This window comes from Arthrobacter sp. 2YAF22_2 (genome assembly GCF_052114645.1).
In the GTDB taxonomy this organism is placed as follows: Bacteria; Actinomycetota; Actinomycetes; order Actinomycetales; family Micrococcaceae; genus Arthrobacter.
This window is the reverse complement of the sequence record NZ_JBFRFD010000599.1, coordinates 1-1,982: the sequence shown is the minus strand read 5'-3', so window position 1 is coordinate 1,982 and position 1,982 is coordinate 1. Positions and strand designations below refer to the sequence as shown.

Here is a 1,982-nt window from a genome sequence, read left to right as displayed (position 1 = left end):
CGCTCATCCCGGTCGAGGCGCGCGCCACGGCCGTGCTGGCGGCCCGGGTGCCGGGCGTATTCAGCGGCGGCGACGTCTTTGCCGCGGCGATGAAGCTGGCGGACCCGGCCGCCGCCCTCGAACTCCTCGTGGCCGACGGCGAATCGTTCGACGCCGGCACTGCGCTGGCCCGGGTGACCGGCAACGCCCGCGGGGTGCTGCTGGCGGAACGGGTGGCGCTGAACCTGGTCCAGCGGATGAGCGCGATCGCGACCCGGACCGCTGAGTTCGTCGCGCTGGTGGCCGGCACCCGCGCACGGATCACCGACACTCGGAAGACGACCCCGGGGCTGCGGGTGCTGGAACGCTACGCGGTCCGCTGCGGCGGCGGAGCGAACCACCGCTTCAGCCTCTCCGACGCAGTCCTCGCCAAGGACAACCACCTCGCTGTGCTCACCGGGGGAGACCCGACGCAGCTCACCGGGGTGCTGCGCGATGCCAAGGCGCGGTTGGGGCACACCACCCACTTCGAGGTGGAGGTGGACAGCATGGAGCAGATTGAACCTGTACTCGCCGCCGGCGTGGACACCATCATGCTGGACAACTTCTCATTGATCGAACTCGCCGACGGGGTCGAACTGGTTGCCGGGCGGGCCCGCGTCGAAGCCAGCGGCAACGYCAACCTCGCCACCGTGGCCGGCATCGCCGCCACCGGCGTGGACGTCATCTCGGTCGGCGCCCTGACTCACAGCGTCACCGCCCTGGACCTGGGACTCGACGTCGAGCTGGACCCGGTCGGCGGACCCTGGCCGGCGCCCCGCACCCGGCCGGCTGCGGGGACGCCGTGATCTTCCTGGACGCCGCCGCGACCACTCCGGTCCGGCGGGAGGTACTGGAAGCCATGTGGCCGTACCTGAGCGGGGAGTTCGGCAACCCGTCAAGCCACCATTCGCTGGGCGACGCGGCCGCCACGGCGCTCGCAGCGGCCCGGGAGACGACGGCGAAGACGCTCGGCTGCCGCCCCGGCGAGATCGTCTTCACCTCCGGCGGCACGGAAGCGGACAACCTCGCGGTAAAGGGCATCGCCCTGGCCCGGCGCGCCGCCGACCCCCGTCTGGACCGCGTGGCGATCAGCGCCGTCGAACATCCCGCGGTGGAAGGGTCGGCGCGGTACCTTGAACGCGTCCATGGCTTCGCCGTCGACGTGATCCCGGTGGACCGCTACGGGCAGGTCACCGAGGAGGCGCTCGCGGCCGCGCTCCGGCCGGACACCGCGCTGGCCAGCGTCATGTACGCCAACAACGAGGTGGGCACCGTCCAGACGGTGGCCCGGCTGGCGGCGCTGGCCCGCGGACACGGTGTCCCGCTGCACAGCGACGCCGTGCAGGCCGCAGGCTGGCTGTCCCTCGACGTGCGGGAGCTGGGCGTAGACGCGCTGAGTATTTCCGGCCACAAGCTCGGCGCCCCCAAGGGCTGCGGGGCGCTGTTCGTGCGCGGCCGGACCCGGCTGGAACCCCTGATCCACGGCGGCGGACAGGAACGCGGCCGCCGCTCCGGCACCGAAAACGTCGCCGGCGCGGTGGCGCTGGCGACGGCGCTGACCCTCGCCGGGACGGCGCAGCGGGAGGCCTCGGTCCGGGTCGCAGCCCTGCGTGACGAGTTCATCGCCGCAGTCCTGGCCGGGGTGYCCGGGGCATTCCTCACGGGCCATCCGGGCGAGCGGCTGCCCTCGGTCGCTTCGTTTTGCTTCCCGGGAACCAGCGGCGAGTCGGTGCTGTTGGGGCTCGAACGGCAGGGCATCATTTGCTCCAGCGGCTCGGCCTGCGCCGCTGGCTCGGACGAGCCCTCCCCGGTGCTGCTGGCGATGGGGATCGGCGCCGAGGTGGCCCAGACCGCGGTACGGTTCAGCTTCGATGCAGCCGTCACGGGCGCCGAGCTAACCGAAGCGGCAGCYGCGGTGCGCACCGCCGTCGGCAGCGTCCGCGCCCTGGGCCCAACTGGGT

Annotated in this window: 2 protein-coding genes; both read left to right on the top strand. The window is 72.9% G+C overall.

What is annotated here, in order from left to right; genetic code table 11:
- Nucleotides 1-827 (top strand): carboxylating nicotinate-nucleotide diphosphorylase (nadC, locus tag AB4Y86_RS17715; RefSeq protein ID WP_441403467.1); only part of this gene is annotated, 827 nt, incomplete at its 5' end.
- Nucleotides 824-1,982 (top strand): cysteine desulfurase family protein (locus AB4Y86_RS17710; protein WP_441403466.1); only part of this gene is annotated, 1,159 nt, incomplete at its 3' end. The genes nadC and AB4Y86_RS17710, both read left to right, overlap by 4 nt.